General features: G+C 56.7%; 6 protein-coding genes. All 6 read left to right on the plus strand.

The window, feature by feature from the left end; translation table 11 throughout:
- On the plus strand, window positions 1-169 hold a 169-nt coding region (locus JRJ26_19925), incomplete at its 5' end, for a hypothetical protein (GenBank protein MBW2059759.1).
- Window positions 170-174: 5 nt separating this feature from the next.
- Complete coding sequence (gene atpB / locus JRJ26_19930; protein MBW2059760.1) at window positions 175-924, plus strand: F0F1 ATP synthase subunit A; 750 nt, start codon at window positions 175-177, stop codon at window positions 922-924.
- 153 nt (window positions 925-1,077) lie between these two features.
- The gene (locus JRJ26_19935; GenBank protein ID MBW2059761.1) at window positions 1,078-1,299 is read left to right on the plus strand and encodes an ATP synthase F0 subunit C; all 222 of its coding nucleotides are present in this window, start codon (window positions 1,078-1,080) and stop codon (window positions 1,297-1,299) included.
- Between the two features lie 105 nt (window positions 1,300-1,404).
- Entirely contained in the window at window positions 1,405-3,330 is a 1,926-nt protein-coding gene (locus JRJ26_19940) for a cytochrome c3 family protein (protein ID MBW2059762.1), read from the plus strand.
- A 103-nt stretch (window positions 3,331-3,433) separates the two neighbouring features.
- A complete protein-coding gene (locus JRJ26_19945) occupies window positions 3,434-5,602 on the plus strand; it encodes a cytochrome c3 family protein (protein ID MBW2059763.1) in 2,169 nt (722 codons plus the stop codon).
- 10 nt (window positions 5,603-5,612) lie between these two features.
- The gene (locus JRJ26_19950) at window positions 5,613-5,942 is read left to right on the plus strand and encodes a hypothetical protein (protein ID MBW2059764.1); all 330 of its coding nucleotides are present in this window, start codon (window positions 5,613-5,615) and stop codon (window positions 5,940-5,942) included.
- The last annotated feature ends 162 nt before the right edge of the window (window positions 5,943-6,104 follow it).

Genomic DNA, 6,104 nt, shown 5'->3' on the forward strand with positions numbered 1-6,104 from the left:
GCAGTACGCGCTCAAGCTCCTGCTGTTTCTTGTCCTTCCCTGTGCGATCGTCTACTATAGGGAATACCTATTCAATCTCAACCCTCTGGCCTTCATCGTGGGGCTCTCGACGGTATTTTTCGCCATCTGCCTGGAGAGTCTCAGGGGGCTTTCCAGGGGAGGCGGGTAGGTTCCATGGAGCATGGCGCGATCAGTTGGATCCACCTCATAGGCTTGGACCGTGTCAGGCTTCCCAGTCTGGGCCATCTTCCGCTTCTCGGGGATATGCCCGAATACATGCCTCCCTATGTGGGAAACAGCCTCCTGGTCATGGGGCTGGTCATCCTGCTGGCTTTTGTCGGAAACCGCCAGCTCAGGAAGACCAGAGACGCGGTCGTCCCCGACGATCGCCTCACCCTGCGTAATGTTCTCGAGCTCCTGGTCGAGGCGGTTCTCAAGCTTCTCTCAGCAAATATGGGCGAAAGGGGAAAGGACTTCGTATTGATTATCGGCGGTCTGGTGGTGTTCATCCTTTTCTCGAACCTCTCGGGGGTCATTCCCGGTTTCGATCCCCCCACAGACAGTCTCAATACAACGGCTGCCTGCGCCCTCACCGTCTTCGCCCTCACCCACTACTACGGTCTCAGGGAACATGGCCTGAGATACCTCAAGCATTTTGCCGGACCTTTCTGGTGGCTCGCCCCATTGATGATTCCCATAGAGATAATCGGGCATCTGGCCAGGCCCCTATCCCTCTCCCTTCGACTCTTTGGAAATATCATGGGGGACCATACGGTCTTTCTGATCTTCTTCGGACTCATGCCCTTTCTCATTCCCATAGTGGTGATGGTTCTTGGGATCTTTGTGGGCATCGTGCAGACTCTCGTCTTTGTACTTCTCTCAATGGCCTATTTCTCAGGAGCTATCGAACATATGGAGGAGTAGAAGGCTCTAAATCCAGAAGCAAAAGGAGGGACGTTGATGCTGAAAAAGGTGATTCTCTTTCTCTCTGCCGGGATCTTTTCCTCTCTTGTTCTGTTCGGATCTGCCCTGGCGTCCGAGGCCGGCAAGGCGGCCGGGGGCGGAGGAGAAACCAACATGTGGGTGGTCCTGAGCGCCGGTTTTGCCATGGCCATTGCGACCTTGGGAGGAGCCATCAGCCAGGGAAAGGGACTGACCGCGGCCCTGGACGGGATCGCAAGAAATCCCAGCGCTGCAGGGCAGATGGTGACACCCATGATCATCGGACTGGCCATGATCGAATCCCTGGTGATCTATACCCTGATCATTGCTTTTCTGATCCTCGGCAAGTTCGCCTGAGGCCGGAGATGTCGGCCGATCCCAGTGGGTTCGCCCCAGGCAGGCCGCTTGAGGGTTTACCTGGGGGTCGTCTTGTAGTTGAGAAATCGGTAAGGAGATCATCAGATGAGACTTAGAGACTGGGTTCTTTCCCTCTTGGCAGCCGTGATTCTCCTTCTGCCCCTTGTGATTGCGGGGGGAGTCTGCTCTGCAAAGCCGCTGAACCTGGAAGAAGAGCTGCAGCGGGTAAAGAAGAAGTTCAAGATCCGCGACCGGGAGTACTGCCTGGAATGCATCGACAACTCGACCTGTCTGGAGTGTCATGAAGAGATCGACGAGACCAAATTCGCGCGGTCCGTCCATGGCGCCAACTCCTGCAACAGCTGCCACTGGGACATCACCGACATCGAACAACACACCGTGGAGGGGGCCAGGATTCAGGCGGAACCGGTCACCTGTCACCGCTGCCACAAGGCAGAGGGCGTGGAGCATTACGCCAGTGCCCATTTCATCAACGACGTGAAGTGCCAGGACTGCCATACCAACATCCACGAGATCACGCCATGGAGGGGAGACAAGGCTGCGGTCATCCAGAAGTGCACCATGTGCCACGATGATGACGGTTACTCGGAGAGCGTTCACGGCAAGGCTGTCCTCGCGGGCAACAGAGACTCGGCCGTCTGCTCTGACTGCCACGGGCTCCACAACACCCCTATTCTCTCCGGCGACGAGCCTGAGAGGGTCGAATTCAGGCGTCTCTTTCACACCAAGGTCTGCCAGAAGTGCCATGCCGACAAGGAGATGATGAAGCGAAACAATGTCCTTCTCATCGCCAACGAGACCTACGAGGAGAGCTACCACGGGAAGGTGGAGCACTTGGGGTATCCCACCATGGTCGCGGGGTGCGCCGACTGCCACGGATTCCACAGCATCCTGCCGCCAGACAACCCGAAGTCGACCATCTCCCAGGCGAGGCTCGTTGAGACGTGCGGAAAGTGCCACGCAAATGCCAACAGCAATTTCGTCCAGTGGATCGCCCATGCCAACCACTACGACAAGGAGCACTACCCTGTTCTTTACTGGACCTTCGTCTTTATGACGGTCCTCCTGGTTGGGGTGTTCGGTTTCTTCTGGTTCCACTCGTTTCTCTGGTGGCAGAGGGCTTACCGGGAGAAGAGAAAGATGTGGGCTGCCGGGGAATTCCTGCCGCCCTACGTCGAGAAGTCTGGAGAGATCTACAGGAGATTCGACAACTTCGATATCACCATCCACTTCGTGATGATGATCAGCTTCCTCCTCCTTGTCCTGACCGGCCTGCCGCTTAAGTTCTCCCATGCGGACTGGGCCAAGGGGCTGATAGGGATCTTCGGGGGGCCCCACAGGGCCGGCCTGATTCACCGCATCTGCGCGGGCGTTACCTTTGCCTATTTCTCTGCGATTCTGGTCAACGTGATCTACTTCGTCTTCTTCAGGAAGGACGTCAAGGGAGGCCCACTGCGGAGGCTCTTCGGCCCGGATTCGCTCGCACCCCGATGGCAGGATGTCAAGGATGTCATAGGGATGCTTAAATGGTTCTTCGGAAAAGGACCAAAGCCGAGGTTCGACCGGTGGACCTACTGGGAGAAGTTCGACTTCATGGCGGTCTTCTGGGGGATGTTCGCCATCGGGTTGTCGGGCCTTATGCTCTGGTTTCCGGACTTCTTCTCGATCTTTTTGCCCGGGTGGATCTTCAACGTGGCCACCATCGTCCACTCGGACGAGGCTCTTCTGGCAGCGGGTTTTATCTTCACCGTCCATTTCTTCCACACCCATTTCCGCCCCGAGAAGTTCCCCATGGACGTGGGGATTTTCACGGGCAGGTTCCCGAAGGTGGAGTTCATCGATGATCGACCCGGCCACTACGACCGGTTGGTCGCGGAGAAGAAGCTCGACACCTTCAAGGCCAAGCACCCGGGTGTTCTCACCTATCTGTGGGGGCAACTGTTCGGCTTTGGAGGAATTTTTGTCGGTTTGCTCTGTGTCTTCCTGATTCTCTGGGGATTTTTCGGCTGATCCGGTACCCTCTTGATCTTTTTTGTCTGTCAAGACCTGAAGCGCTTGCCGTGGACTCCCGCCAGAGAGAACCACAGGATGCCCTAGGAGGAGAGGTGTACTCATGAAGTCCTTTCTCAAGAGATACTTCGGACTCATCGCCGATCTCTGGAGATACATCACGGATTTCTGGATCGCCTTCTGGCGGGAGACGTACAGGGGGACGAAGGAACACAAGAAAGGGCTTCTTGCCTTTCTCTCCCTCTGCTTCATCGTTTTGATCATACTCATGGCCATAGGCTACAAGGCCTCAGAGAGGCCTGCCTTCTGCGGCCTCTGCCACAACATGAAGGTCTATGTGGATTCCTGGAAATCCTCGAAACACAATTTCGTCCCCTGTGCCGAGTGCCATTACGAACCGGGATTTTTCAACCACCTCAAGGGAAAGTGGAGGGACGGACAGGTCTCACTGGTCCTCTTCATCACGGGAAAACGCTCGCCCAAGCCCCATGCGGAAATCAGCGATGCCGCCTGCCTCCAGGAGGGATGCCACCGGAGGGAGGATCTGAAAAAAAAGATGATCTTCAAGAACGTGGCCTTCGATCACGGCAGACACATCGAGGAGTTGCGGAGGGGGAAGAAGCTCCGCTGCACCACCTGCCACGCCCAGATCGTCCAGGGTGCCCATCTGACCGTGACCGAGAGCGACTGCTTTATCTGCCACTTCTACAAGGCAGGGCTCGAGGACGAGGAGGGCTGTCTCTCCTGTGCGGAGTGCGGCGCCTGCCATGTGGAGCCCAAGGGGGACCTCGTGGTCAAAGGGGTCAAGTTCAACCACGCCAAGTACATCGAGCGGGGAGTCCGATGCCTGGAGTGCCACGGAGGGATCAACAAGGGCGACGGTCACGTACCCGAGAACCGATGCCTGGAGTGCCACGGGGAGCCGGAAATTCTCGAGACGAAGTACCCCTCAGAGTTCATCCACCGCATGCACGTGACCGATCATAAGATCGAATGCTATCGCTGCCACACGGAGATCAAGCACGAAATCACCGGGATGCCCACAATCACCGAATTCTCCGGCAGCTGCGAAAAGTGCCATGTCGAGACGGTCCATTTCGGGCCCAGGGAGATGTATTCGGGCACCGGGGGCATCGGGGTCTCCAATACGCCTTCAAAGATGTTTCTCACGGGAATCGACTGCACCGCCTGCCATAAGACCCAGAAGGCCAGCGAAGCCGCGCTCTTCACCACACGGTTCACGGAGAGGGCCCTTGGCGAGGCCTGTGTGGAGTGTCACGGCATCGGCTCGGACAGGATGCTCCTCACCTGGAACCGGATCTTAATGGAACTGGGGAACGATCTCAACAGGCGTGTATTCGATGTTCAGAAGGAACTCTACAGGGCCAAGAAAAGGTCTCCAGGAGACAGAAAACTCAAGAGAGCGGAAAACCTCCTCACCGAGGCCCGCCACAACTTCTCCTTCGTGCTCCTGGGCAAGGGAGTCCATAACATCGAATATGCCATAAGGCTCCTCAACTACGCCAGGAACAACACCGAAGAAGCCATGGCGCTCCTCAAGGAGGACTACGAGCCCCAGGAGGTGGAGACCCGTTACTCATGCACCACCCTTTGCCATGGAGGGATCGAGGACCGATCGGTTCCCTTCGGCAGGACTTCCTTCCCCCATCGCCCCCATCTGGAGGACATGGATTGCACGGACTGCCATTCACCCAGGGAGAAGCACGGCGAGACGTACATGAACAACTGCGATGTCTGTCACCACGGCGAGGGGGCAGGAAGAGTGAAGTGTACCGACTGTCATCAGGCTGCAGGGAATCTCTTCTACGGCAAAACCGCAGTCGGTGTGCAGGATTCTCCCAGTTTCAAGGCCGGTATCGTGGAGTGCGGTGACTGCCACAGGCACACCCTTGAGGGACTGGAATCCGGTTACCGCCAGGTCAAGGCCCAGTGCATCGCATGCCATGACGAGAGCTATGGAGAGATCCTTTCCGAGTGGAAAAAGAGGGCAGACTCTTTTGTGAGAGAGCTCGAACCCCGCATGACCAGTGTCAGGGAGAGGGTCCAGGAACTCGAGAGAAAGGGAAGGCACACCTTCGTCTTTACGAAACTCCTGGGCGATGCGGAGCACAATTTCGACCTTCTCGAGCAAGGAGACGCAATCCACAACCTGGAATACGCCAGGGAAATAGCCGATGTGACCCGGCAAATGCTCGACAAGATAGAGGAACTTCTGGCCGAGGAGAAGGCCGGGAGCCGGAAAGCGGGGTGAAGAGGAAGATATGGAAGGGAGAGAAAGGCCGACCGAGTCCGTTGCGGGCGGCATCAAGGAGGTCTCGTGGTGGACCTTCTACACTCTCTTTCTGCTCATCACCCTCTTCCTGCTTTCCCTGATGGTCCGGGCTCTCATCGGCGGCGCCCTCGGCAAAATCTCCAACTTCGGCCAGGCCATCTACCTTGTAGGCCTGCTGATGACGGTGCTCGGCCTGTTGGGCCTCTGTCTCGCCTATATCGTCCGGGTGATGTGGTACCGGTTGAAAGACCGCCGACAACAAAAACAACAGGCAGACGGGCGAGTCACCACCGGGCCCTTGTCCGACAAAAGGGTTTGACAGAGGCCAGAGGGTGTGTTAAAAATATCACAATAGTTAATTTGTACTTAACAAATGTGGGACCCGAGAGGTAGCGCAACCATGAGAGCAACCGATCAGACCGCAAGGGTGAAAACACGGCCCGTCTCTCTTGCGGTCATGCTGACTCTTTTTTTTCTATCC

The sequence above is a fragment of the Deltaproteobacteria bacterium genome, from assembly GCA_019308905.1.
Lineage (GTDB): Bacteria > Desulfobacterota > BSN033 > WVXP01 > WVXP01 > JAFDHF01.